Source organism: Variovorax gracilis, from assembly GCF_030317115.1.
GTDB classification, from domain to species: domain Bacteria; phylum Pseudomonadota; class Gammaproteobacteria; order Burkholderiales; family Burkholderiaceae_C; genus Variovorax; species Variovorax gracilis.
Genome location: NZ_JASZYF010000012.1, coordinates 100,083 through 124,213, shown reverse-complemented (window position 1 = coordinate 124,213; position 24,131 = coordinate 100,083). Strand labels below are relative to the sequence as shown.

Sequence of the window (24,131 nt, the reverse complement as noted above, 5' to 3'; positions counted from 1 at the left end):
CCCCGAGCGCGCGCGCATGAGCGATGTGGCGCAGGTGGCGGGCGTCTCGCTCGTCACCGTCTCGCGGGCCATCAACGAACCCGACAAGGTGGCACCCGACACCCTGGCCGCTGTTCGTGCCGCCGTCGAGCAACTCGGCTACGTGCCCAACCTCACCGCAGGCAGCCTCGCCTCGAACCGCTCCCGCATCATCGCGGCGATCGTTCCCACGATCTCGAATCTGGTGTTTTCCGAAACCGTCGAGGCACTCGCGCAGACATTGGCCGACGGCGGCTACCAACTGCTGCTGGGCCAGAGCGGCTATCGGCCGGGCGACGAGGCGACGCTGGTCGATACCTTCCTCGGCCGGCGCGTCGACGGCCTGGTGTTGACCGGCAGCGCTCAATCGCCCGCGCTGCGCGCCAAGCTCAAGCGCGCCGGCGTGCCGGTCGTGCAGACCTGGGACCTGCCAACCCCGCCGAACGCACCGATCGACATGCTGGTCGGGTTCTCGAACCTGGATGCCGGCAAGGCGGCCGCGCAGCACCTGATCGACCGCGGGCACCGGGCCTTGGCCTTCATCGGCGCCGAGGAAGACCGCTCGCGGCTGCGGCTCGAGGGCTTTCGCGCCGTGGCAGCCGCGCACGGCATCGATGACGTCCAGGCAGAACTGATCCGCCCTCCGGCCCTGATCGACGACGCCGGTCCCCGCCTTGCGCAAATCCTGGCGCGGCGACCCGAGGTGACTGCGGTGTTCTGCAACAACGACCTGCTTGCAGCGGGCGTGCTGTTCGAGTGTCTGCAACGCGGCTGGCATGTGCCGGGACGCATCGCCGTGCTGGGCTTCGGCGACCTGGCCGTCGCGCGTGCAGCGTCGCCCCGCCTGTCGACCGTGCTCATTCGCCGCGCCGAGATGGGCGAGCGCGCGGGCCAGATGCTGCTCGCGCGCCTGTCGGGTGAGACGAAGGGTCCGAGCCTGATCGACATCGGCTTCGAGATCGTGGAGCGGGCCAGCACGTGAACGCCACGAAAGTGCTGATGTCGGACGTGGCGAGAGCCGCGGGCGTGGCACGTGTCACCGTCTCGCGCGTGCTGAGCGATCCCGACAGCGTTGCCCCCGCCACGCGCGCGGCGGTCCAGGAAGCGGTGGCGCGGCTCGGCTATGTCCCGAATCTCAACGCCGGCACGCTGGCATCGAGCCGGTCCCGCATCGTCGGCGCCATCGTGCCGACACTGTCGAACGCCTGGTTCGCCGACACCATGGACGGCCTTTCTCAAGTGCTTGGCACGGCGGGCTACCAGTTGCTGCTGGGCCAGACGGGCTACGACGTCGATGCCGAAGAGAAACTGGTCGACGCGTTCATCGGCCGCCGCGTCGATGCACTGGTGCTCACGGGCACCTCGCACAACGCCGGCATCCGATCCAAGCTGCAAAAAGCGGGCATCCCGACGGTCGAATGCTGGGACCTTTGCGACGACCCGATCGACATGGTGGTCGGCTTCTCCAACGAGGCGACGGGGGAGGCCGTGGCCGCGCACCTGCTGGCACGCGGCTGCCGCCGCTTCGGCTTTCTCGGGGCGGACGAGGACCGCGCACGCAAACGCCTGCAAGGCTACCGGAGCGCCATTGCACGGGCAGGGGCCGGCGACGTGATGGTGCAGGCCACGGCACCGCCCTCTTCCATCGACGACGGTGCCGCCGGCCTCTCGCGACTGCTGGCCAGCGCGCCGGACCTGCAAGGCGTGTTCTGCAGCAATGACACCCTCGCGCTCGGGGCATTGCTCGAATGCAGGCGTCGTGGCCTGGCAGTACCCCGCGACTTGTCGGTCGTGGGCTTTTCAGACCTTCCGGTGGCCGCCGCCTGTGTCCCGCCGCTCACCACGGTGCGGATCGACTCTCGCGCCTTGGGCGAACGTACTGGCGAACTGCTTGCGCAGCGCCTGCGCCGTGATCCGCCCGCAGGCGCGCGAATCCACGACGTGGGCTTCTCGCTGGCGATCCGCGACAGTGCCTGACAGCTGGCTTGGTCGCCCGCGGCGCGAACGCTCAGAAGATGTCGGGCTCTCCCGCGGACTCGCCAAACTGCGTTTGCAGGAAGTCCATGTCGCAGCCCTGATCTGCCTGCAGGATGTGCTCGGTGAACATCCATCCGTAGCCACGGCCGAAGCGCGGCGGCGGGGGGGTCCATCCGGCGCGTCGACGCGCCAGTTCTTCATCGCTGACCTGCACATCGAGCGTACGGTTCGGCACGTCGATGCTGATGATGTCGCCGGTTCGCACCAGCGCAAGGTTGCCGCCGATGTACGCCTCGGGCGCGACATGCAGTGCGCAGGCGCCGTAGCTGGTGCCGCTCATGCGCGCGTCGCTCACCCGCAGCATGTCGCGAACGCCCTGCTTCAGCAGCTTCACCGGAATCGGCACCATGCCCCATTCAGGCATGCCCGGGCCGCCCTTGGGGCCGGCGTTTCGCAGCACGATCACGTGGTCCTCCGTGATGTCGGCGTCTTCGTCGTCAAGCATCTTCTTGAGCGACGGGTAGTCGTCGAACACCACTGCCGGCCCGCTGTGCTTCAGGAACTTCGCGCTCATCGCGCTCGGCTTGATCACGCATCCGTCGGGCGCCAGGTTGCCCTTGAGGCGCGCCAGTGCGCCTTCGGTGTAGACCGGGTTGTCCAGGGCCCGGATCACGTCGTCGTTGTAGACCTGGGCGCCTTCGATGTTTTCGCCGACGGTCTTGCCGGTGACAGTGGGCTCGCCGAGATGCAAATGCGAGTCGATGCGCTTCATCAGGGCGGGCAGGCCACCGGCGAAGTAGAAGTCTTCCATCAGGTACTGGCTCGTGCCGCTGGGCCTGACGTTCGCGATCACCGGCACCCGACGGCTGATCGCGTCGAAGTCGTCGAGGCTGATGTCGGCCTTGGCGCGCCGCGCCATGGCAATCACGTGAATGATCGCGTTGGTCGAGCAACCCATCGCCATGGCCACCGTGATGGCGTTCAGGAAAGCGTTGCGGCTCTGGATGCGCGAGGGCCGCAGGTCCTCGTGCACCATCTCGACGATGCGACGGCCGACCTGCGCCGACATGCGCTGGTGGCCGGCCTCGACCGCGGGCACGCTCGACGCGCCGGGCAAGGCCATGCCGAGCGCCTCGGCAATCGCGGTCATGGTGCTGGCCGTTCCCATCGTCATGCAGGTGCCGGGGCTGCGCGCGATGCCGCTGATGATGCTGTCCCACTCGGGCTCGGTGATGAGGCCCGCGCGCCGGTCGTCCCAGAACTTGAACGCATCGGAGCCGGAGCCGAGGGTCTTGCCGCGCGAGTTGCCGCGCAGCATGGGTCCGGCCGGCAGGAAGATCGCGGGCACATCCGCACTCGTGGCCCCGAGCAGCATGGCCGGAGTCGTCTTGTCGCAACCGCCCATCAGCACCACGGCATCGACCGGATAGCAGCGGATCATCTCCTCCACCTCCATCGCCATCATGTTGCGGTAGAGCAGCGCGGAAGGCTTCACGATCGAGTCGTTGAGCGAGAGGGTGGGCATCTCCAGCGGAAAGCCGCCGGCCTGCAGCACGCCCCGCTTGACGTCGTCGACGCGCTGGCGGAAGTGCATGTGGCAGGGGTTGTAGTCCGACCAGCTGTTCATGATCGCGACCAGGGGCTTGCCTTCCCAGTCCTTCCGGTCGTAGCCCATCTGCATGATGCGACTGCGATGGTTGAAGGTGCGGAAGTCGTCGTCGGCGAGCCAGCGTTGGCTGCGCAGTTTCCTGAGTTCGGCCATACAGCGATGTACTTCAGTTCCGGGCCGCTGTCGACCACGTGCCCGCGGCCTGCAGCAAGCCCCGCGTGTAGCCGAGCGCGAAGGACATGAAGCGCTCCCGGCCCTCGTCGATCTCCGAGACCGGCACGTGGTCGGGGCAGAGCGGGCCAGCATAGCCGCCGCGCTGGTAGGCCTTGATGGCCTGGAACATGTCGACATCGCCCTCGTCCGGAAACACCTCCTGGAAGTCGAGGTAGCCGCCGCGGATGTTGCGGAAGTGGACCATGAAGATGCGTCCCGTCGAGGCAATTTCCTCGATCACCGGAATCATCGCCTTGCCGGGCTCCTTGAACATCTCGGCTACCGTGCCCTGGCAGAAGTTGAGGCCATGGTTCTTGCTCGGCGACAACGCCAGGAACTTGCGCAGGCCATCGGCCGAGCCGACCACGTGCTCGATCCCGTTGAGTCCGCCGACCGGATACGCAGGGTCGTGCGGGTGGCATGCCAGCCGTACACCGGCCTTGTCGGCCGCGGGCACCAGCCCCTCGACCAGGAACTCGATCGCATCCCACCCGGCCTTCTCGGTCACGGGCGGCACCTCGCGCGCCATCTTCTGGCCGCAGAGCATCGCCGAGGCGGAACCGCCCTCTTCCTGGTTGCTCGGATAGCCGACTCCCCAGTACGAGTGCTTCTGGTCGTCAGTGGCCGAGTACTCGGCATGGACGAAGCCCGAATTCCTGGCACCACCCCGCCCTGGCTTGAGGCCGGTTCGCGTGATGCCCACCATCTGGACGTTGTACTTGAGGCAGGTGATGCCTGCGTCGGCCGCCTTCCGGATGTTCTGCGCCAGCATGGCGCGCTGCTTCTTCGCGCTCTCGATGTCGGTCAGCGAATCGAGCAGGATGGAGCCGACATCCAGCGCGAAGACATCCAGCCGGAGGTCGAAGCCTTCGACCCATTGGCGATAGTCGCGCAGCTTTGAGGCGTCCCAGGCGCTGACGCCACCCGCGGCCGAAACCAGTTCGGTGCCGCGGTTGTCGAGCACGACGTGCTGCACGCCGAGCTGGGTCGACAGACGCAGCCTACGTTCGTCGGGGTTGAGGAGCTGTTCACTGATGTACATGTCCGTCTTGTTGCCTCGTCAATGTGGAGGCTTCATCTTGGATGGACACGTGTTCATCGTAAAGCCCGCTACGCGCTCCGACGCTCGCGAATCCCCGCGCCGTCCCAGATAGCGGGACGACCGACACCATCCTCAAAGACGCGTCACGCCCCTGGCGGCAGTCGTCCGGCGTCCCTCAGACGGATGAACTCATCGATGGTCCGGAGCATCGCGTCGAGCAAAGGCGACGCTTCGTCCTTGAGCCGATAGAAATGCAGATCCATCGATGCTTCTGCGCCGGTCTTGAGCGGACGATACGCAATGCCCGGGAAATGCACGTTCAGCATGGATTCGGGCACCAGGGACACGACGCGCCCGGTGATCACCGAGAGGGTCGCCGTCACCACGTCATGGACCGGCGCGGCGAACTTCGGTTCGAACCCATGCCTTCGGCAGATTTCGAGCGCGCCCGCGATCAGGTTGGGCGCGGCGCCGGTGATCAGCGTCTCCCCCTGAAGCGCCTTCAAGTCGACCACGTCCCGTTGCGCCAGCGGGTGGCGCTCGCTGAGCGCGAGGAACAGCGGCTCGCGCGTGAGAAATGCGCCGCGAATGTCCGGTTCGTCCGGAAGCCATCGCTCGAAAACGATCTGCACGCGCCCCTGTCGCAGCGCGGCGACTTGGTCCGCAGTCTGTGCGTGGTTCAACACGACCACCACGTCCGGATGCGCGGACGTGAACTGCGCGCGATGCGGACGGCAACATCTGGGCAGGCTGGGGCAGCGACGGCTCGGCAGACGCCGACGCAGGCGCCTTGGACGGTGTGATGGTCTTCAACCCTCAAGGGAGCGCCATCGGCCACATCAGGCTTCCCGAGCGTTGCGCAAACCTCTGCTTCGGCGGCGCGGACAACAATCGCCTCTTCATGGCCAGCAGTCACTCGATCTACGCGCTCTACGTGAACACAAGGGGCGCGGAGAAACGAATGTCCGACAACGTATCGCCCTGAAGTCCGATGTGGAAGAGCGACCCAGTTCGTGCACGACAAAAGATCCCCATCGACGGAGCCACCCCACGCGATCACTCTCGTTACGCCGTCGCACGGAGATGATCAGTCGCCGAAAGGTCCATCCGATACAGCCGCACCGCGTTGTCCGCAAGAGCATCTTCAGTAGAACTAAAGCTTGCAGTCCAGCCGAGGTCATCTAAGATCCCCGGCAACCATGCTCACGCTGCCAAGATGCCGATTTCCGTCCTGCATGCGGGCACTGGGCAGCCGACTCGTCGGCTTCGCCGGCATGGCGCTTGCCGCCGGCGGGTGTGCGACTGGTGGCAGCTCCATCCAGCTCACCTCCGTCACCGGGGATGATCTTGTGCGCGAAGGCAAGATTCTCTCTGCGGGGGAGCTCAATGGATTGGCTCGCCCCGGAACGGTCCTTGTCCGGCTCACCCCGAACGGCGCCGTGCAGCGCTGGACCAGCGGGGCCGACGGCACCTTCGTCGCTCAGACCACCATGACGATGGAATATGGCCGCACCCCCACGACTGGCGCATGGGGACACGGGCGATGGGCCCTGCACGACAAGACCTACTGTCTCCATATCGACTGGATCACCAAGGACAACGGAAAGGTAGCGACCGAGAAGTCCTGCTACGCGGTCTACCGGATGGACGCAAGGCTCTTCATGGCACCGGAAAACATGACGCCGTCCATGAAGGCGGAGAGATACGGCGAGGTCCGCTTCGGCAGCTGACTTCCTGGCGCGACGATTTCAACCTGAAAGGCAGTCCATGAAAACCATCCTCGCAAGCCTGACACTGGCTCTGTGCTCGTCCGCCTGGGCCCAGGGGCTGCCGGCCTTTCCACCCGATGCACCGGTACCGAAGGCTGCGGAGATCACGGAGTTCATCAAGGACAAGAAGTTCGTCGGAACCCGTCAGGACGGGATCAGTGCCCAGTTCAACTTCCGCAGCGACGGCAAGTTCGACGTCATCTTCCCGCAGGCCAAGGAGTTCGGGACCTGGCGCACCGAGGACGGAAGTCTTTGCGTGGACGATCCCGTCAATGGGAAGACCTGCAACCAGGTCCGCATCGTCGGCGAGAACCTCCTGTATCGCCGCAACAGGAACGGCGAGGTTGTGACGCTGAAGGCTCAATAGCACTCCAGGGAGACGCGTGGCTTCGCGATGCCTCGCGAAGCGCAATGCGCGGGATCAGAAAGTCGGCGAAGCCCGCGTTGTCTGACTTCCGCGCGGACGATGCCTGCCTTTCGCATCTCAATCCAAGCTCAGGAGGGGCAAGACCACAGGGCTGGATGTGCACCCGCGATAGAGCGCGGCCGGCAACGCACAGGCATGTCTTTTCACATGACATCGCTGCTTGAACCTTGCGGCACGCTGTCTATATTTCTCAGCTCCACGACGGGCCAAAGCGTCGTGCTTGGCCGGACATGCACAAGGAGAGCCTGATGAACCTCCCACCCGACACGTGCCATGGACATGCAGAGCTTGCGAGCAGCGTCGCGCTGACTTGTGGCGACCGTTCAGGCAAACCGGTTGTCCTGCAGGCGTTGGCGGGATTGGTGTTCTGTGCCGCCGGTCTGGCGCACGGCCAATCTGCGCCAGACGTCACTTGCCACATCGAATACGCAACGACTCGCGATGGCGTTCGGCTGGCAACGGAGGTTTACCTTCCATTGGCGGCGGGCCGCTATCCGGTCGTCATGCAGCGGACCCCTTACAACCGCAATGGGGCGCCCGCGGACGTCAGCTGCGCCAACACGGCACTGCAGACCTATGCACGCAACGGCTACGCGGCCCTCAACCAGGACGTTCGCGGGCTGTACCGCTCGGATGGCATTTTCGATGCGATGCGCCAGGAAGCGAACGACGGCTACGACGCCATCGAGTGGGCAGCGCGCCAGCCTTGGTCAACCGGGAAAGTGGGCACGTTCAGCGGCTCGTACGTCGGCTTGACGCAATGGCAGCCAGCGATCCAGACCCCTCCGAGCCTGGCGGCGATCTCCCCCAACATCACCGCATCCGACTATCACGATCACTGGACTTATGTGAACGGGGCGTTCGCGCTTTGGTTTGCCCAGAGCTGGATTCCTCTCACATTGGGAAAGGAAACAATGCTTCGCCAGCTCCTCGCCTCCGGCATGTCGCGTGAAGAGGCGAATGCGCAGGTGGCGGCCTTCACCGAACGCAGCAACCGCGAGCTGACCTCGAACTGGGTGTGGCAACTTCCCCTGAAGGCATTCCCCGAATTCAGGTCGATCGCACCGTACTATTACGAGTGGCTTGACCACCCCGACTACGATGCCTACTGGCAGGCCCTCGATGTCGAGCCGCGCTATCAGAACGTGCGCGTGCCGACGCTCAACAGCGGCGCCTGGTACGACATCTTCCAGGTGGGGACCGTCAGGAACTTCCAGGGCATGAGGGCCAATGGTGGCACCGCCGAGGCTCGTGAAGGAAGCAAGCTGATCATGACCTGCTGCGGGCATGCGGGCACCAGCGGACAAGTCAGCTGGGGCACGGCGAGCCCACCGATCACCACCGAGCTGCGCTTCTTCGACCGCTATCTCAAGGGCATCAGCAACGGCGTGGAGAGGGACCCGGCCGTCCAACTCTATGTTCTGAATCCGCCGGACACCGGGACCCAAGGCAGCGGCTTCTGGGTCCACGCAGATCAATACCCGCTGCCCGGCACGCGCAACACCACCTACTTCTTCACCAGTGCCGGGCGAGCCAACAGCAGCGCGGGCGACGGCAAGCTGGATTCCACCCCGCCTTGGGAGGATTCCGCATCGAACGGCGGCAGGCGCCGTCTTCTGGAGGAACTGCGCTCCAGCATTCCCGACCAGTTCGTCTATCACCCGAACGACCCGGTACCGACCGTAGGCGGGAATCTGTGCTGCCAGCCTCAGTTGCTGGCCGCCGGCGCCCACGATCAGACGCGAGTCGAAGCGCGCAACGACGTCCTCGTCTACACGAGCGAGCCGCTGGCGGAGGACATGGCAGTCATCGGACCTGTCAAGGTGGTGCTGTGGGCCGCTTCGTCGGCGCGCGACACGGACTTCACCGCCAAGCTGGTGGATGTGCATCTGGATGGCTTTGCGCACAACGTGCTCGACCGACTCGTACGGGCGCGGTTCCGTGAAGGCTCGAAGTCGCCACCGAGCCTGATTCGGCCTCTCACGCCGTACGAGTACACCATCGAACTCGGCAACGCCGGCACCGTCTTCAAGAAGGGCCATCGCATCCGGGTCGAAATCTCCTCATCGAACTTTCCCCAGTTCGCCCGCAACCTGAACACCGGCCTGGACGACTCGGAAAGCGTGCTCAGTGTCTCGGCGCTGCAGGTCGTATTGCATGACAGGCACCACACCTCGCGTCTGGAGTTGCCTGTTGCCACCACGGTGCGAATCCCGAGTCCGTGAAGGCTGAGCGTCGCAAGCCCATGCACATGTCCCGAATCCTTTGCACGGTGGCAACCGCGTGGATGATGCTGGGACCCGCATGGGCTTACGAAGCCGGCCGCATGACAGGCAGTGGCGCCTTCTTCTGCCCTGATGTCACCCTGCAAAGGGTGACCCACACGTTCGAATTGAACTGCGCAACGGGGACTGATGTCGAAAGATCCGACGTCGCAGGGCCCAACAGGTTGGAGATCGGTCTGTCCGGCGGTTCGGACTTCCATCTGACCCGTTTGAAAAAGGGCCTGTGCAGCTGGGACAAGCCCGCTGCTCAGAATCGTCCCGCCACTCGCATGGAGACCTTTTACGGCGAAGGCCTCGGGACCTTCAACGGACTGGCTGCGTCGATCATCTTTACCTTCACCGACGCTGGCGAGACTGGGACCGAAGACACGGCACAGTTCGAGATCAAGCTCGCGTCAAGTGGAGCAACCATGCTCGAATGCAAGTCGGACCTCCCGCTGATCCTCGGCAATCACCGGGCCTACGGGCCCGGCAACCAGGCCGCCGGAACACAGTCCGGATCGACGGTTGCGGCGCAAGCGTCTGCGCTCGCCGATACCAATGGCTCGGCTGGCGCCCTGTACAGTCCGTTCGCTTCTTCCGAGGGCACAGCGAGCCTGAAGGCTTCGACGCCGCCGCAGAGCGGTCCCGAGGAATCCTCCACGGACGTCGTCGTCGTGATGGTCGGTGCCATCTCCTCGGTGGCGGTCGCGGCAGGCCTTGGCTTCGTCGTCCTGCGCTTCTTGCGCACGAGCTAGCGGATTGCGAACAGGCGTCGCGTTCGCGGCCGTCGTGGCCGTCCTGGCCGCGCGATCCTTTCAGTCCACGGCGCCCATCGGCGCCCGGTGCGCCGTAGCTTGCATCACGCAGAGGCAAGTCCTGCCTGGGCGAGCGGGCAACGACTGCCGCACCCGCCCGGCCCAGCCGCTCAACTCACCTGCACGTTGATCCGTCGCGGCTGAGCGTGCTCCGCCTTCGGAATCCGCAGCTTGAGCACGCCCTGCGCCAACTCCGCGGAGATCTTCTCGGTATCGAGTTCCTTGCTCAGCGTGAAGACGCGATGGAACCGGCCCAGTCCGACCTCGGTGTGGCTTGTCTGCAGCCCCTCCGGGATCGTCAGGTCGATCTCGCCCTCGATGGTCAGCGAGTCCGCTTCGACGTTCAGGTGCAGCTTGTCACGGGGCACGCCCGGCAGGTCGGCATACAGCGTGATGCCGGAGCTGTCCTCGATCACGTCCACGGGGGGCGTCAGGGAGGACTCGGCGTAGCGCCGGTCCTCCGTGTGCGCCGGCGTGCGAGCGGTGTCGTTTGTCTTCTGGATGTCGTTCATGTCGTTTCTCCCGGTCATTCATTGGATGGCGATGCGCCGCGGCAGCGACGAGGCCCGGCGCTGCACCGTGATGTGCACGACCCCGTCGCGCGCCTTGGCCTCGACGGACTCGGGGTCCGCGTCGTCAGGCAGGGTCAGTACACGCCGAAAGGCACCTTCGAAACGCTCGTTGATGTGCAACGTTTCCTTCCCATCGGGAGCCGGCGCGGCGCCCTTGCGCTCGCCGGCGATGGTCAGGATGCCGCGGTCGAGATGGACCTCCAGCGTCCCGGGGTCGACGCCCGGGGCCAAGGCATAGATTTCGACCGTCTTGGCGGTGCCGCCGACGTTGAGTGCCGGAAAGCCGCTGCGGCCGAAGCCACGGATGGTGGGGGAGAGATCGAAGGCCTGCTGCATCTCGCGCTGCAGGCGATCCACCTCCGCGAACATGTCGCGAGGGAACAGGGATCGATACATGGCGAATACCTCCATTCAAGGTTGAACGGAGCGCCGGAGGCGTCTCCAGCGCTTCCGGTATCGGAACTAAGGGCTGCCCGCGCGAGTTCAAGGGGGATGACGTACATCCCGGCTACGCAACCCGCTTGGCCTCGATCGCCTCGCGCGACCATTCGGGCGCAACCATCCGGATGAAATCGAAGGCGAACTTCTTCAACAGATGATCCCTTCGCAAGCTGATCATCGCGCTCGACGACGGAAACAGATGATCGACCTGAATGGAGCGCAGATCCCTGTCCAGCGCCGCGTTGAACGCCATCTTCTGGAGCACCGCGACGCCGACGCCCGCGGCCACGTAGGCCTTGATGATGCTGGCGTCCATGGCGCGCATCACGACCCAGGGCGTGATGCCATGCCTGCGGAACTCGCCCTGGACGACCGAGCCGGACGTGTAGCTGCTGTCGTAGGTGATGAGCGGCCATCGCGCGATCTGTTCCATCGTCAGCTTCCCCATCTTCAACAGGGGATGCCGCGGAGGCACGATCAGACACCGGTCGATGTCGTACGCCTTCACCGACACCACGCCCTTGGGCATCGGATCCGGGAGGGTGCAAAGGCCGATGTCGATGGTTCCCGCCGTCACGCCCGCTAGGATCTGGGACGGCGGACCCACCGTGAACTCCAGCTTCACCTGCGGATAGACAGAAAGGAATTGCCGCGTCACCTCGATCAGCGAATAGCGCGCGTGGATGTGCGTCGTCCCCACGCGCAGCGTGCCTTCGCTATCGGCAGGCAGGTCCTGCTTCAGGCGCTTGAGGGCCTGTGCGTCCTGCAGGACCCGGGCACATAGCGAGAGCGCTTCCTTGCCGGGCTCGGTCAGCGCCGTCAGCCGGTTGCCGGATCGCACGAACAGCTCGACGCCGATCTCCTTTTCAAGCGCGCGAACCATCTTGCTCACGCCGGGCTGCGTCGTGTGGAGCGAATCGGCCGCGCGCGACACGCTGAAACCGCTGTCGACCACCTGGCGCATGCACTGGAGTTGCTGGAAGGTGATGGGCATCGTTCTCTCCGACTATTCCTTCTTGGCAATGATAGCGACCTGAATATTCATTTCACACAATGGTCTGCGGCATCAAGAATCGACTCACCCAAGCAATCCCGAAGCGACAGACATGCAAGAGCCAGCCGATTCCCACGACGTCAACGCGAGCTTCCGCGGTGGCGGACGCGCGCTCGAATACCTCGACCAGATCAACAAGGCCTCCATCGTCGCCCTGGCCGATGCGCGAATCGTGTCGGCGGACGTGGCCAGGCGCATCGCGACCGGCATCGTCGCTGTGATCCAGTCCGAGCACGGCAAGCCCCGGCCGTGGTCAGCCGACTACCTCGACTACGAACCGAAGCTGCTGGCCGCGGTAGGCCCCGATGCATCGCGGCTGCATTGCGGGCGCAGCCGGCAGGACATCTCGGCGACCATCGCCCGCATGAATCTCCGCGCGGGGGTGCTGGACGAATGCGATGCCCTGATCCGTGCCCGCCAGGCCTTGCTCGCTCTTGCACAGGCGCACAGGGAAACCATCGTCCCGGCCTACACGCATGGCGTACAGGCCCAGCCAACGACACTGGCTCACTACCTGCTCGGCGTGGACAGCGCGCTCGCTCGCAGTGCGTCCCGGCTGCGGGGCGGTTACGCACATGTCAACCAAGGGCCCCTGGGTGCGGGCGCCCTGACGACGTCGAGCTTCGCGCTCGATCGCCATCGCCTGGCTTCGCTGCTGGGATTCGACGGGCCGGTCGAGAACGCCTATGACGCGAATCATCTCGCGCCGGTCGACACCAGCCTGGAGGTGGCGGCGGCACTCGGCATCACGGCCGTGCAGATCGGTCAGTTCGCGCAGGACCTTCACGCGCAGTACGCGGCGCCGGCGCCGTGGGTGACCCTGCAGCGGGGCGAGCTCGTAGGGGTCAGCAGCATCATGCCGCAGAAGCGCAATCCGGCTGCCTTGGAGCAGCTGCGCGTGCAGAGCAGCATGCTCCTGGGCGAAATGCAGGCCGTCTCCCTCATGGCCCACAACGTGCGCACGGGAATGTTCGACTACCGGTCCTACGATCCGGTGCCGAGTGCCCGCGTCCTCGCCGTGCTCGAGCTCCTGCGCAAGGTTGTCGGCGGGCTTGTCGTCGACAAGGAGCGCGCGCTGGCAGAGGTCCATGCCGACTACTCGACGGCGACCGAGATCGCCGACGCCTTGCTGCAGCGCGCCGACGTCCCGTTCCGCATCGGCCATCACTTCGCCTCTGCGCTGACGGACTTCGGCCGCTCGCGCCGGCTCAGCCTGCGCGAGATTCCCTATCGCGAGGCCGCGCGCATCTACGAGTCCATGGCATCCCAGCCCTTCCCCCTGGACGCGAAGGCATTTGCCGAGGTATCGGGTCCCGAGTACATGGTCTTCGGCCGCCAGGGCGCGGGCGGCCCGCAGATCGCCGAGGTGGACCGGATGCTGGCCCGCCAGCGGGAGGCAGTCGCCGCCGATCTTGCGTGGACGCAGTCCTGCCGATCCCGCCTGTCGCTCGCCGAGGCGCAACTGGATGCCGCCGTTGCAGTGATCGCGAACGGCACGACAGCCTCCCTCACCACCATTCCTTCAAACCCGGAGACAACATCATGAAAAGACTTCTCTCGCTGCTGGCGGTCCTGACCGTATCGCTTTCGACCCTGGCCGCGCCCTACCCGGACAAGCCGGTGCGCATCGTCGTGCCCTACTCGCCGGGTGGCGGCGGCGACGTGGTGGGCCGCCCGCTTTCCCAGGAGCTGGGCAAGCAGCTGGGCAGCTCGTTCTTCATCGACAACCGCGGCGGCGCGGGCGGCAACATCGGCATGGAGTACGTGGCGCAGGCACCGGCCGACGGCTATTCGGTGGTGCTCGCCCTCACCTCGCAACTGGCCATCAACCAGGCCCTGTACCCCAAGCTGCGCTATGACGCGATCCATGATTTCGCGCCCATCACGCTGCTGGGTTCGGCACCGTACTTCCTCGCGGTCAACGCATCGCTGCCAGTGAAGAACCTCGCCGATTTCATCAAGCTCGCGAAGGCGAAACCCGGCGACATGTCCTATGCATCGACGGGCAACGGCAGCGGCCTGCACCTGTCCATGGAGCTGCTGAAGTCGATGGCCGGCGTCGATCTCGTGCATGTGCCCTACAAGGGCGGCGGCGTGGCGCTGACCGCCCTCCTCGCGGGCAACGTGCAAGCGATGTTCGTGAGCTACGGGGCAAGGAGCAGATCAAGGCGGGCAAGATCCGGGTTCTCGCCGTGTCGTCCAGCCAACGCTCGCCGGCGCTGCCTGACGTTCCGACCATCGCGGAGTCGGGCGTGCCCGGCTACGAGTCCGGGGTCTGGTATGCCCTGCTTGCGCCGCACGGCACGCCTGCGGAGGTCGTCAAGCGCCTGCATGACGGTTCGGTGGCCGCGCTTCAATCGAAGGACTTGCGCGAGCGTTTCGCGGCGGATGGCGTCAAGCCGATCGGCTCGACGCCGGAGGACCTCAAGAAATACATTCAGTCCGAGCGCGTCAAGTGGGCCGACGTGGTGAAGCGCTCGGGCGCAACGGTCGAATAGGGATCGAAGTCACGCGCGCCTGGCGCTGCGATATAGGGTAAACCCTTGTTTAATAGGTGTTAACCCTATATCATCCATGTCTTTGATCTCACTGGGAGGACGGCCATGGTTGCAACTCATCTCGCTCTATCCATCTTTTCGGGCGGCGCGCCCGGCGCATTGCTCAGCCTTGTGAAGCGCAACCTGTCCTTCAAGTCCGCCTCTGCTTCCCCTGCGGCGCGGACCCGAGCTCAGGAGGCCGATGACTTGCGAGCGATGGCCGACAGGTTCGTGCGCAGCGATCCTGGCTTCGCGGATGATCTGTACGCGGCGGCCACCCGCCACGAACGCGCGGCCTAGCGCTGCGCGCGAGCGAATCACATTGCCTACGGATCACCGATCACGTTGCGTGGCTTAATGAACGAAGCACCTGCGAGATCGCAATCAAGTTCGTGAAATAGTCCCGCCCACGTGAACCTTTGGCGGACTTGTGAATGGCCATGAGGCGAGTAATCTGAGGGCACGGATTCTCCCTGGGTAGGCATCAAGGACCAACCCCTTCAGGCCCGCCTCGTGCGGGCCTACTTTTGACCTATCGACACCGACTCCATGACTGACATCGGCTGGGAAGAGGCGCTCCCAGCGGTCAGACGGAGTCGGTTCGCGCGCTGCGACCGGCTCCCGTGGGTCCCGAATGTCCAGCCCAATCTGCAACGAAGATCCGCGACCGGTTGGGCCGCCAAGAACTCGCCTCGATCACTGAATGCGCGGCCACAAAGATTTGCGCTCGGCCGTGAAATCTGCCCTTCGCATCTGGTGGGCGCCCCATGCCCAATAGGGCTGTTCCCTACTTCGTGGAAGCGGCAGTGACGAAGAAAATTGAATATGCGCTGATCGTCGAGGAGTCCATCCCAGGGCACTTCTACTGGATGGTTGTCTGGCGGACGCGTGTGGTCGACTACGCCCGCGGCCCGATGCCGACTCACGATTCGGCCACCTCCGCTGGCCTCGCCGCAATTCGATTGCATCAGGCGGATGACCTGCCTGCGGGCGTAAAGACCGCCTTGCGGCGTTTGTCGGGAACGCGCACTGAATGGGGCATAGAGACGAAGCCCGCCGAACTGTAGTCAGACTGGTCATGAAGACCTGGCCTGCCTGCACCAACTTTATCGAAAGAGATTGTCAGCCGAGTTTTGGCTTTGGCTTTCGAGCGGAACGCCGAAGGCAGTGAGAAAGTTGCACACCAACTGGCAGAAGCCCACCGTCAGGACAAGATCGGCCAACTGCCGAGTTACGACCGGGCAATGCGGCTCAAGAGTCGCAAGGTCAAATCGGCTGGTCGTCGGCGACGTCAGCGTTGTGTGGTGGCGATCGCGCCGTCACCACAGGAGCCTAACGGTCTGTAGCCGACGCCTCACGGGTGGCCTCTTGAGTATCCCAATAACAAGGGCACTCTGAGGGAAAGCCGGCATTCGCCCCCCGCTCAAGCGCAGGACAATCGTTCGCATCCCCCGCTGCGAGCGAAGTCCCATGCAATCCGGCAAAGCCACCCAGATCCAGCTCGACATCACATCCGATCTTCAGAAGTGGCGCGCGTTTCTCGCCATCGCCGAGCTCGGCAGCCTGACGCGCGCGGCACTTTTCTTGGACAGCAACCAGTCGCTACTGAGTCGTCATCTGAATGCGCTTGAACGGGAATGCAAAGCACGCCTCTTCAACCGCACCGGGCGCGGCGTGGCGCTGTCGGATGTGGGTCAGCGCATCTTCCCGCTGGTGAAGGCACTGCTTTCGGATGCGGAGCAACTCGAGCTGGAAATCCACGGTGAGGCGCGTGAGCCCTCGGGCCGGGTCACCATCGGATCGCTGCCTTCGATCACCAATCCGATCGTCGGCCGCCTGTTCAAGCAGTTGCGCGATCGTCATCCCGGGATTCAGCTCAAGATCCTCGAGGGCTCTAGCGGACAGGTCGAGGAATGGCTGGCCGATGCGCGCGTCGACATCGCCATCCTCTATCGTTACGGCAACGCGCTGCACGAGCTGGAGCAAGCGCTGGCTACCGTCGACAGCTACCTGATCGGTCCGGCAGGCGACCGGCTCACGAAGGCACCCGAGATCCCCTTCTCATCGCTGCACGAGCTGCCGTTCATCCTGCCGAGCGCGCCCAACGGACTGCGGACAGCGCTCGACGCCATGGCGCGTCAGGAGCACATCACGCTCGCGCCGGCTCTGGAGGCCGATTCGCTTCCGCTCATGCGATCGACGGTCGCCGAAGCCAGGCTCTACACCGTCTTGCCCATTCACGCCGTATGGACGGAGGTGCAGGAAGGCCGATTGCAAGCCGCCAGGATCGTCTCGCCGCCGCTGCAACGGGTCGTTTCCATGGCATTGGCGCGCAGCAAGGGGCCTGGCCGGGCCGTGTCGGCTGTCGCCTCGGAGATCGTCGGCATCGTGGAAGACAGCGCACGCACCGGCATGTGGCATTTCGGCGGTCCTGCGTAGCCGCGGCCTTGCACGCGCGTGCATAGCAGCGTTGCGGTGGGCGCAGATGCGCAGCCTGCGCTCGTCCCCTAAGCTCGTCGGCAACGATCGATCACCGGAGACAACAGCATGCCAAGAATTTCCCTGCCCGCGCCTGAAACGATGAATGCCGAGCAGCGCACCGTCTACGACAAGATTATTTCCGGCCCGCGCGGGCGCATTCAGGGTCCACTTCGCGCCGCGCTCCACAACCCGGAGCTCGCGGACAAATGGCAGGCGATCGGCGCCCTGCTGCGCTACGGCACGACCCTGCCGCCGCGGCTGTCCGAGATCGCAATCCTCGTCACCGGGCGCGCCTGCAATTCGCCTTTCGAGTGGTACGCCCACCGCGCCGAGGGAGAAAGAGCCGGAATCGAGCCCCCGATCATCGAAGCGCTTCTCGCGCAGACCGAACCGCCGGGCATGTCGGCAGACGACGCCGCCGTCTACCACTACGCGGTCGAGCTCAATCGCTACAACTCGGTTTCCGATGCGACCTACGCGGTCGCCCTTGCGCGTTTCGGCGAGCGGACCGTCGTTGAACTGACGGCGCTGGTCGGCTACTACACGATGGTCGCCATGACGCTCAATTGCCACGAGATTCCGCTGCCGGAAGGCGTGGCGCCAGCGTTCCCGTTGCCTCAGAAAGCAGCGCTGCAATGAGCGACGCGGCAAGCGCCAGGGATGCTGCCGAGGGGTGGGATTGCCACGCCCACCTGTTCGGTCCGTACGATCGCTTTCCGTTGGCGGCCGAGCGAAGCTACACGCCACCTGAAGCCATCGAGGCGACCTATCTGGACCTGCTCGCACGACTCGGCCTTGGCCATGGCGTGCTGGTGCATCCAAGTGCGTATGGCAAGGACCATTCGTTGCTGTTGCATGCGCTGTCCGCGCAGCCCGCCCTGCGCGGCGTGGTCGTGGTGCAACCTGGTGATCCACTGGCGCTTGGCGGCTTGCGTGAGCGCGGCGTGCGTGGCGCACGCTTCAGCCATCGCAGCGGCCCTGGCACCAACTTCGCGGGCAGCGCGTCATTCGACGACCTGTGCGAGTTGGCCCCTGCGTTGGCGGATGCCGGCCTGCATGCGGAACTCTGGACAGACTGCAAGGCCTTGCCGGCCATTGCACCGCAGTTGCTGGGATTGCCCGTCCCCATCGTGATCGACCATATGGGAGGCTTCGACGTGACCGCTGGCGTCGACGATGCAGGGTTCCGCACACTGCTCGACCTGCTGGCAACCGGCAAGGTCTGGGTCAAGCTTTGCGCCTACCGCAACCTGCTCGGATCATCCGACTGGCAAGCGGGGCGGCCGTTCCAGCAAAGGATGATCGAAGCCAACCCCGAGCGTCTGGTGTGGGGCAGCGACTGGCCCCACTTGCGCGTGACGCCCGTTCCCGATACCGCGCAATTGCTTTCGATGTTCAAGGAATGGGCGGGGAGCAAAGTTGTCGCGGACAGGGTGCTGCGTATCAACCCGCAAGGCCTTTACCGATGAGAACGCCCACCGCGGCGAGACAGCTTCCGCGGGCCGGGTTGTCGGTTCTTGCCGGCTGCGGGAGCTCGGATCAGCGCCCCTCGTAGAGTGGAGTGCGCTTCTCAAGAAATGCGCGCATGCCTTCCTTCTGGTCCTCGCTGTCGAACAGCCGCTCGAAGTAGCGGCGCTCGAGTGCAAGCGCGGTGTCCATCGGCACGTCCGCACCGAGACGCACCGCGTCGCGAATGGACTGAACGGCCAGCGGTGGCATGGCGGCGATCTGTCCAGCCAATTCGATGGCCCGCGCAAGCGCTTGCCCGGTCGGAACCAACTCGCTCACGACGTTGGCCATGTAGGCGTCGCCGGCCGGGATCATGTCGCCGGTCAGGCTCCAAAGCAGCGTCTTGTAGCGCCCCGCGGCGCGCAGCAGCCGCTGCGTGCCGCCCGCACCGGGCATGATTCCGACCCGTATTTCGGGCTGGCCGAACTTGGCGTCCTCCGCTGCGATGATGATGTCGCAGGCCAGCGCCAGTTCGCAGCCACCACCCAGCGCGTAGCCTTCCACCGCGGCGATCACCGGCTTCGAGAGTTGCCGCACGACGTGGAAGACCCGGTCGGTGTCCAGGCGCACATGGTCATTCGGACGCATGGTCGACATCTCGCCGATGTCGGTGCCAGCGACGAAATAGCCTTCGCTGCCGGTCAGTACTACGGCGGCAATGGCATCGTCGCTCGCCAGCGCCTCCAGGTGCTCGACCAGGTCGTGCTTGACCTGGAGATTCAGGGCATTGCGACGCTCCGGCCGATCGATGGTCACGATGCCGACGCGGCCTCTGCGCTCGCTGCGCACCACCGGACAAAGGGTCTCGGCGTTCATGACGCGGCCTGCACTTCGCGCTGCAGCCACACCGAACCGCGGTAGCGGTCCTCGCCATAGCTTGCGCCCAGATTTCGAACCGTACGAAGCACGGTTGCCAGACCGATGTCGCGGCCCCATGCCATCGGACCGACGGGGTAGTTGACGCCCTTTGTCATCGCCGCGTCGACGCTGTCGGCGGAGGCGATGCCCTGGTAGACGGCTTCAGCGCCCTCGTTGACCAGCATGGCCACCGTGCGCATGACCAACATGCCGGGCACGTCCGCGAGCTGCGAGACACGCTTGCCTAGTGCGCCGAACAGGCCCGCGGCTTTGAGGACGTCGACGGCGCTCGCCTGGGCCGCCGCGGCAATCGCAATTCGGCCACACGTGGCGTAGTCAAGGGCGAGGTCGAACAGCACCACCGCCTCGCCCAGCGCGGCGGCCCGCTCGGTCGCCGTGCGGCCATCGGTCAACGCGAGTACGAGCCCGTCGACGCGCAAGAGGCCATCACCTGCCGTCCGCTCCAGGCGAATGTCGTCAAGCGTCACCAGCAGATCGACCAGCGGTCGCGCCGGGCCGAGGTCACCCTCGACGCGAACGACCCACGGCTTCCTGTTCGTCGCGAGCTCGTCAATCACGACAGGGCTTGCACCGTCGCGGTAGTCGAAAAAGCCTCGGCCCGACTTGCGTCCCAGCCAGCCGGCATCGACGAGATCCTTCTGCATCAGCGACGGCTTGTAGCGCGGATCGTCGAAGAAGGCCTGGTATACCGAACGAGTGACGGCGAAATTGACGTCGTGGCCGATCAGGTCCATGAGTTCGCACGGCCCCATGCGGAAGCCGCCGGACTCGCGCATCACGGCGTCGAGGGTCGCGGGCGAAGCCACCTGCTCCTGCAACAGCCGCAGAGCCTCGCCGTAGAACGGACGCGCGACCCGGTTGACGATGAAACCCGGCGTCGAGCGGCAGTACACCGGCGTCTTGCCCCAGGCCAGCGCCGTCGCAAAGATCGTCTGCGCCACGTCGGGCGCGGTGACGTGGCCGCTGAAAACTTCCACCAGCGGCAGCACGGTGGCCGGGTTGAAGAAATGCATGCCGACGACGCGCTCCGGTCGCTTCAATCGACCGGCCAGCGCGGTGACCGACAGTGAGGAGGTGTTGGTGGCGACGATGGCATCGACAGGCAACTGGCTTTCCAGCGCCGAGAGCGCGTTGACCTTGGACTCGAGGTCTTCGTAGATGACCTCGATCACGAGACCGACCTCGGCCATTGCGCCGTCGGGCAGTGTGGATTGAACGCGCTTCAACACTTCGTCGCGCGCCGCGCTGTCGAGCTTGCCGCGCGCCACCCGCTTGTCCAGGCTTGCGCGGATCATGCCGAGGCCCCGCTCGACTGCCGCGTCGCTGGCGTCGCGCAGGTAGACGGTGTGTCCGGCGGCGGCAGCGACCTCCGCGATGCCGCTTCCCATGGTGCCAGCACCGACGACGATGACGCTCTTGTTCCGCGGCAACGCATCGCCGCAGCTCGAGGTAGTTTGATCAGCCATCGACAGGCTCCGTGGATTGGAAGGACGGCCGAGCCTGCAAGGTTGCAAACCAGGCGGCGAGACGGGGCGCCAGCGCGCGCCAGTCCAGCGAGTCGAAGCGGTAGTCGAGATACCCGAGGGCGCAGCCAAGCGTCACGTGACCGATGGAGAACGGCGCGCCGCCGATCGGGTCGGCCTCTGCGTCGAGCAATTTCAACGCAGCGCGGGTCTTGAGCTCGAAGGCATCCGTCAGCGCCTGCAACGGATGCTCGCGTTCGCGCTCGTTGCGCCACAGGATCAGCACATCGAGCAGGCCATCCCCCAGCGCATGCCAGCGCAACGCCTGCCATCGTGCCTCGCCCTGCACAGGGAACAGCGAACCGCCGGCCCGATCGTTCAGGTATTCGCAGATCACGATCGAATCGAATAGCGTTGAGCCGTCTTCGCGCACCAGCGTCGGGATCTTCGACAACGGGTTGTCTTTCATGATGGTCGCATTGGGCTTGAGCATGGCCGCCACCGAGCGCACGAGCTCGAGCTTGTGCACGACGTCGAGTTCGTGCGCGCAGATCATCACCTTTCGCACATAGGGCGACTTGGGTGACCAGTGCAGTTTCATCTTTTCCGTCATCAGATCGCTCCCGCGGCTCGCAGGGAATCGATGCATCCAGGGCTGTAGCCCAGCTCGGCCAGGATGTCGTCGCTGTGCTGGCCAAGCAGCGGCGGTGCGGACTGTGTCTGCAGCGGCGACTCGGCAAAGCGCATCGGACTGACCACCTGGGGCACGTCGACCCCGCTCGGGTGCGGCACGTAGCGCAGCATTTCGCGCGCCTTGACTTGCGGTTCCTTGAACACATCCGCCACGGTGTTGATGGGGCCACAAGGCACGCCGGCCTTGTCGAGGGCTGCAATCAGCCGGTCGCGTTCCCACTCGGCGAAGACGTCGCGCAACATGCCCGAGAGTTCGCCGATGTTGCGCACCCGCTGTGCGTTGGTGGCGAAGCGCTCGTCGACGATCCAGTCGGGCCGCCCGAACACCTCGCACAGCTTCGCGAACTGGCCGTCGTTGCCCACCACCAGGATCACATCGCCGTCCGCACAGCCATACACGTCCTGCGGCTGGATGTTGGGATGCGCGTTGCCGTTGCGGCGCGGCACCTTGCCCGAGACCAGATAGTTCATGGCCTGATTGGACAGGGTGGCGACCTGCACGTCGAGCATCGCGATGTCGATGTTGTCGCCGACGCCCGTTTCGTTGCGCCGTGCCAAAGCGGCCAGCACTGAGACGGCGGTGTACATGCCGGTCATCAGGTCGACCATCGGGATGCCGACCTTCTGCGGTCCGCCGCCCGGGCGACCGTCCTTCTCGCCGGTCACGCTCATCAGGCCGCCCATGGCCTGAATGAGGAAGTCGTACGCGGGCTGGTCGCGCCGCGGTCCCGTCTGGCCGAAGCCGGTGACCGAGCAGTAAATGAGGCGCGGGTTGACCTCGCGCAGCGATGCTTCATCGAGCCCGTAGCGCTTGAGGGTGCCGGCCTTGTAGTTCTCCAGCACGATGTCCGCCTTTGCGGCCAACGCCTTGACGATCTTCTGCCCTTCGGGCTTTTCGAGGCTCACCGTGATCGAGCGTTTGCCGCGATTGACGGCGAGGTAGTAGCCCGCTTCCTTGGTGTCTTTGCCCTCGGCGTCCTTCAGGAACGGAGGGCCCCAGGTGCGGGTGTCATCGCCGGCGCCCGGCCGTTCGACCTTGATCACGTCGGCGCCGAGGTCGGCGAGGATCTGGCTGGCCCAGGGGGCGGCGAGGATGCGGCTCAGATCAAGCACCTTGACATGCGAGAGGGGGCCTTTGGCGGTGGTCATGTGAAGTCTCCTTTGGATGGGGACAATTCTGGAATTGCGATGCGTTCCGGGCTACGCCCTCGGCGGCAACGCTGTGATGCGCCGCGGCGCATACCGGCGGCCTGCACTGCACCGGTCCGCATAGCAGGTTTGCGCGGAAGACCGGTGCCACGCGACGGCCATGTTCCTAAAGTCCATTCATCACGAACCGGAGACATTGACCATGAATCGACTTCTCAAATCCGCCGCGACACTTGCCTTTGCATTGGCCGCAACTTCAGGATGGGCGCAGGCCTACCCGACCAAGCCGATCCGCGTGATCGTGCCCTTCCCCGCAGGCGGTCCTGTCGACCAGACAGCGCGTGCGCTGGGCTCCCGGCTGAGTACGTCGCTGGGCCAGTCCATCATCATCGACAACAAAGGGGGTGCGGGCGGCCTGCTCGGCGCCGACGCCGTTGCCAAATCGCCGGCGGATGGCTACACGCTGCTGTTCTCTTCTGCCGGCGCGCTGGCCATCGTTCCGCACATCGTGCCGTCGATGCCCTACAACCCGCAGAAGGACCTGGTGGCCGTCACCCAGGCACTCAAGGTGCCTGCAGTGCTGGTCGTGGCTGCCAACTCGAAGTTCAAGGCATTTGCCGACCTGAAGGCCGCTGCCACGGGCGATGCCAGCAAGATCAACTACGCCTCGGCCGGCAGCGGCACCACGCCGCACCTGCAAGCCGAGTTGCTCAAGCGCGAAGCGAAGCTCAACATGAACCACATTCCCTATCGGGGTGCGGCACCCGCGCTGACGGACCTCATGGGCGGGCAGGTGGACATGATGATGGTCGACATCCCGGTGGTGCTGCCCTTCATCCAGTCGGGCAAGCTGCGCGCGCTGGCGGTGACCGATGCCAGGCGAATCCCGGTGCTCAAGGACGTGCCCACTGTCGGCGAGCTGGGCTTGCCCAAGGCCGAGGCCTACAACTGGTACGGAATGCTCGCCCCGGCTCGCACACCGCCCGAGATCATCAACAAGCTGTACACCTCCGTCGGTGCCGCATTGCGCTCCCCGGAACTGAAGCAGCAATTCGATCATCAAGGCGTGGAAGTCGTCGGCAGCAAGCCGGAGGAATTCGGAGCGTTCATCTCCGCGGAGTCGGAACGCTGGGGCACGCTGGCAAAGGCGGTGGGCGCCAAGCTGGAATAGCGCGGCGGCCGAATGCATCGGCCGAGTCGGCCGGTCGAATCACAG

General features: G+C 65.2%; 24 protein-coding genes and 2 pseudogenes. 16 read left to right on the top strand and 10 right to left on the bottom strand.

Annotation, left to right across the window (positions count from 1 at the left end; genetic code table 11):
* The first annotated feature begins 16 nt into the window (after window positions 1-16).
* Both QTH97_RS22345 and QTH97_RS22340 read left to right on the top strand, forming a co-directional pair.
* On the top strand, window positions 17-1,000 hold the full coding sequence (locus QTH97_RS22345; RefSeq protein WP_286570661.1) for a LacI family DNA-binding transcriptional regulator: 984 nt from the start codon (window positions 17-19) through the stop codon (window positions 998-1,000).
* The gene (locus tag QTH97_RS22340; RefSeq protein ID WP_286570660.1) at window positions 997-1,995 is read left to right on the top strand and encodes a LacI family DNA-binding transcriptional regulator; all 999 of its coding nucleotides are present in this window, start codon (window positions 997-999) and stop codon (window positions 1,993-1,995) included. The genes QTH97_RS22345 and QTH97_RS22340 overlap by 4 nt, the downstream gene beginning before the upstream one ends.
* A 31-nt stretch (window positions 1,996-2,026) precedes the next feature.
* On the opposite strand, the gene araD is transcribed toward QTH97_RS22340, so the two are convergent.
* The 3 genes from araD to QTH97_RS22325 all read right to left on the bottom strand — a co-directional run bounded on the left by araD (window position 2,027) and on the right by QTH97_RS22325 (window position 5,542).
* Window positions 2,027-3,757 (bottom strand): L-arabinonate dehydratase, encoded by a 1,731-nt coding sequence (araD, locus tag QTH97_RS22335; RefSeq protein ID WP_286570659.1) that lies wholly within the window; start codon window positions 3,755-3,757, stop codon window positions 2,027-2,029.
* Between the two features lie 13 nt (window positions 3,758-3,770).
* Window positions 3,771-4,859 carry a mannonate dehydratase gene (locus QTH97_RS22330; RefSeq protein WP_286570658.1) on the bottom strand — a complete coding sequence of 363 codons (1,089 nt, stop codon included), beginning with the start codon at window positions 4,857-4,859 and terminating at the stop codon, window positions 3,771-3,773.
* Window positions 4,860-5,002: 143 nt separating this feature from the next.
* On the bottom strand, window positions 5,003-5,542 hold the full coding sequence (locus tag QTH97_RS22325; RefSeq protein WP_286570657.1) for a LysR substrate-binding domain-containing protein: 540 nt from the start codon (window positions 5,540-5,542) through the stop codon (window positions 5,003-5,005).
* A gap of 41 nt (window positions 5,543-5,583) precedes the next feature.
* Between QTH97_RS22325 and QTH97_RS22320 the strand changes: the two are divergent.
* From QTH97_RS22320 to QTH97_RS22300, 5 genes and pseudogenes are all read left to right on the top strand, one after another.
* Window positions 5,584-5,844, top strand: a pseudogene (locus QTH97_RS22320) (SMP-30/gluconolactonase/LRE family protein); the annotation flags it as partial.
* A 214-nt stretch (window positions 5,845-6,058) separates the two neighbouring features.
* Window positions 6,059-6,589: a DUF995 domain-containing protein gene (locus QTH97_RS22315; RefSeq protein WP_286570656.1), complete on the top strand. Its 531-nt coding sequence runs from the start codon at window positions 6,059-6,061 to the stop codon at window positions 6,587-6,589.
* A 37-nt stretch (window positions 6,590-6,626) separates the two neighbouring features.
* On the top strand, window positions 6,627-6,995 hold the full coding sequence (locus tag QTH97_RS22310; RefSeq protein ID WP_286570655.1) for a hypothetical protein: 369 nt from the start codon (window positions 6,627-6,629) through the stop codon (window positions 6,993-6,995).
* 308 nt (window positions 6,996-7,303) lie between these two features.
* Complete coding sequence (locus QTH97_RS22305) at window positions 7,304-9,280, top strand: CocE/NonD family hydrolase (protein WP_286570654.1); 1,977 nt, start codon at window positions 7,304-7,306, stop codon at window positions 9,278-9,280.
* A gap of 62 nt (window positions 9,281-9,342) precedes the next feature.
* A complete protein-coding gene (locus tag QTH97_RS22300; protein WP_286570653.1) occupies window positions 9,343-10,077 on the top strand; it encodes a hypothetical protein in 735 nt (244 codons plus the stop codon).
* Between the two features lie 170 nt (window positions 10,078-10,247).
* On the opposite strand, the gene QTH97_RS22295 is transcribed toward QTH97_RS22300, so the two are convergent.
* From QTH97_RS22295 to QTH97_RS22285, 3 genes are all read right to left on the bottom strand, one after another.
* Window positions 10,248-10,649 carry an Hsp20/alpha crystallin family protein gene (locus QTH97_RS22295; protein ID WP_286570652.1) on the bottom strand — a complete coding sequence of 134 codons (402 nt, stop codon included), beginning with the start codon at window positions 10,647-10,649 and terminating at the stop codon, window positions 10,248-10,250.
* 18 nt (window positions 10,650-10,667) lie between these two features.
* Window positions 10,668-11,105 carry an Hsp20/alpha crystallin family protein gene (locus tag QTH97_RS22290; protein ID WP_286570651.1) on the bottom strand — a complete coding sequence of 146 codons (438 nt, stop codon included), beginning with the start codon at window positions 11,103-11,105 and terminating at the stop codon, window positions 10,668-10,670.
* A 112-nt stretch (window positions 11,106-11,217) separates the two neighbouring features.
* On the bottom strand, window positions 11,218-12,144 hold the full coding sequence (locus QTH97_RS22285; RefSeq protein ID WP_286570650.1) for a LysR substrate-binding domain-containing protein: 927 nt from the start codon (window positions 12,142-12,144) through the stop codon (window positions 11,218-11,220).
* Between the two features lie 112 nt (window positions 12,145-12,256).
* Here QTH97_RS22285 and QTH97_RS22280 point away from each other — a divergent pair, with 112 nt between their 5' ends.
* The 8 genes and pseudogenes from QTH97_RS22280 (at window position 12,257) to QTH97_RS22245 (ending at window position 18,691) form a co-directional block, all read left to right on the top strand.
* Complete coding sequence (locus QTH97_RS22280) at window positions 12,257-13,750, top strand: argininosuccinate lyase (RefSeq protein WP_286570649.1); 1,494 nt, start codon at window positions 12,257-12,259, stop codon at window positions 13,748-13,750.
* Window positions 13,747-14,292: pseudogene (locus QTH97_RS22275) on the top strand (Bug family tripartite tricarboxylate transporter substrate binding protein); the annotation flags it as partial. The gene QTH97_RS22280 and the pseudogene QTH97_RS22275, both read left to right, overlap by 4 nt.
* Window positions 14,293-14,396: 104 nt before the next feature.
* Window positions 14,397-14,702 (top strand): tripartite tricarboxylate transporter substrate-binding protein, encoded by a 306-nt coding sequence (locus QTH97_RS22270; RefSeq protein WP_286570648.1) that lies wholly within the window; start codon window positions 14,397-14,399, stop codon window positions 14,700-14,702.
* 105 nt (window positions 14,703-14,807) lie between these two features.
* A complete protein-coding gene (locus tag QTH97_RS22265; RefSeq protein WP_286570647.1) occupies window positions 14,808-15,041 on the top strand; it encodes a hypothetical protein in 234 nt (77 codons plus the stop codon).
* Window positions 15,042-15,547: 506 nt separating this feature from the next.
* Window positions 15,548-15,808 (top strand): hypothetical protein, encoded by a 261-nt coding sequence (locus QTH97_RS22260; protein WP_286570646.1) that lies wholly within the window; start codon window positions 15,548-15,550, stop codon window positions 15,806-15,808.
* A gap of 403 nt (window positions 15,809-16,211) precedes the next feature.
* Window positions 16,212-17,180: a LysR substrate-binding domain-containing protein gene (locus QTH97_RS22255; RefSeq protein ID WP_286570645.1), complete on the top strand. Its 969-nt coding sequence runs from the start codon at window positions 16,212-16,214 to the stop codon at window positions 17,178-17,180.
* Between the two features lie 108 nt (window positions 17,181-17,288).
* Window positions 17,289-17,861 carry a carboxymuconolactone decarboxylase family protein gene (locus QTH97_RS22250; protein WP_286570644.1) on the top strand — a complete coding sequence of 191 codons (573 nt, stop codon included), beginning with the start codon at window positions 17,289-17,291 and terminating at the stop codon, window positions 17,859-17,861.
* The gene (locus QTH97_RS22245; RefSeq protein ID WP_286570643.1) at window positions 17,858-18,691 is read left to right on the top strand and encodes an amidohydrolase family protein; all 834 of its coding nucleotides are present in this window, start codon (window positions 17,858-17,860) and stop codon (window positions 18,689-18,691) included. Before QTH97_RS22250 ends, QTH97_RS22245 begins: the two co-directional genes overlap by 4 nt.
* 70 nt (window positions 18,692-18,761) lie before the next feature.
* On the opposite strand, the gene QTH97_RS22240 is transcribed toward QTH97_RS22245, so the two are convergent.
* Genes QTH97_RS22240 through QTH97_RS22225 form a run of 4 tightly spaced genes read right to left on the bottom strand, consistent with a single transcriptional unit; the run spans window position 18,762 to window position 22,915 of the window.
* Window positions 18,762-19,547 (bottom strand): enoyl-CoA hydratase-related protein, encoded by a 786-nt coding sequence (locus tag QTH97_RS22240; protein ID WP_286570642.1) that lies wholly within the window; start codon window positions 19,545-19,547, stop codon window positions 18,762-18,764.
* Window positions 19,544-21,076, bottom strand: coding sequence for a 3-hydroxyacyl-CoA dehydrogenase (locus QTH97_RS22235; RefSeq protein WP_286570641.1), 1,533 nt, complete (start codon window positions 21,074-21,076; stop codon window positions 19,544-19,546). Before QTH97_RS22235 ends, QTH97_RS22240 begins: the two co-directional genes overlap by 4 nt.
* Window positions 21,069-21,686 (bottom strand): glutathione S-transferase family protein, encoded by a 618-nt coding sequence (locus QTH97_RS22230; RefSeq protein ID WP_286570640.1) that lies wholly within the window; start codon window positions 21,684-21,686, stop codon window positions 21,069-21,071. Before QTH97_RS22230 ends, QTH97_RS22235 begins: the two co-directional genes overlap by 8 nt.
* The gene (locus QTH97_RS22225) at window positions 21,686-22,915 is read right to left on the bottom strand and encodes a CaiB/BaiF CoA transferase family protein (protein ID WP_286570639.1); all 1,230 of its coding nucleotides are present in this window, start codon (window positions 22,913-22,915) and stop codon (window positions 21,686-21,688) included. Before QTH97_RS22225 ends, QTH97_RS22230 begins: the two co-directional genes overlap by 1 nt.
* Window positions 22,916-23,117: 202 nt before the next feature.
* Between QTH97_RS22225 and QTH97_RS22220 the strand changes: the two genes are divergently transcribed.
* On the top strand, window positions 23,118-24,086 hold the full coding sequence (locus QTH97_RS22220) for a Bug family tripartite tricarboxylate transporter substrate binding protein (protein ID WP_286570638.1): 969 nt from the start codon (window positions 23,118-23,120) through the stop codon (window positions 24,084-24,086).
* Window positions 24,087-24,131: the final 45 nt, after the last annotated feature.